1 pseudogene is annotated in these 1029 nt (G+C 63.1%); it reads right to left on the reverse strand.

Going from position 1 to position 1029, the window contains the following annotated elements:
• A pseudogene (locus tag FEK50_RS24105) lies at nt 1–1029 on the reverse strand (type IV secretion protein Rhs); the annotation flags it as partial.

Consider the following 1029-nt stretch of genomic DNA (forward strand, 5'->3'; position numbering starts at 1 on the left):
CTGCCGCGTGCTCAGTCGCCCCTGACTTCTGAGCACCTCCCGGTGCAGGGCGTCACGTGTGAACTCGCTGATGACCTCCCGGTCCAGATTTATCTGCTGGAGATGTCCGCTCCCGTAGTACAGATGGCGCTGTGTTCTGCCGTCCGGAAAGGTGGTGGCAGTCCGGTTGCTGAGTTCATCGTACTGATGGGTTAAGACGCCCTGCGCCGTCTCCTCAGTCAGCATCCGCCCCAGTCTGTCGTAACTGAAACGGATAATCTCCGGTGCGTCTGTTTCCCCGGCATCCGACCGCCGGCGGCGGATTTCCAGTAGCTGGTCTGCCGCATCACAGACGTATTCCGTACGGCTGTCGGCTGTCTCCTTTGCCGTGAGCCGGCCCACCGCATCACGCGCCAGCCGGTGACGGATTTCACCGCCCCGGTCCCCGGTGAACACCACTTCCGTGACCGCGTTCAGCGCGTTGTAACGGTACGCCTGGCGGCAACCGTCCGGGTTTATCTGCTCCGCCAGACGGTCCAGCACATCGTGGCGGAACTGATAGCTTTCTCCGTTCTCGTTTGTCAGCCGGGTCAGCCGCCCGTAAGCGTCGTACCCGAACGCCGTCCTGCGTCCCGTCGCGTCCGTCCGGCTGCGCACCCGGCCCTGCCCGTCGCGTTGCCAGCGCGTTATCCTCCCCATCGGGCTGGTGTACTTCACCAGCCTGCCCGCCGCGTCTGACTGGTAATTCACCGTGCGGCCGTCCGCCAGTATCACCTCCACCAGGTGACCGCTGTCGTCATACCCGTAGCGGGTGCTGTGGCCCTGCGCGTCAGTCATCCGTATCAGCCGCGTGCGTTCGTCGTAGAACCAGGCCGTCTGCGCGCCGGAACAGTCCGTATGTCGCATGAGCTGCCCGTCTTCGTTCCACTGAAGGTATTTATTCCCCCCACGGGCATCGGTTATCTGTACCACCTGGCCGTGGCGGTCATACTGATACCGGGTGTTCTGTTGCAGCGGATCGGTCACGGCAAGAAGATTGCCGCGTTCATC

The organism is Escherichia sp. E2586, assembly GCF_005781105.1.
Lineage (GTDB): Bacteria > Pseudomonadota > Gammaproteobacteria > Enterobacterales > Enterobacteriaceae > Escherichia.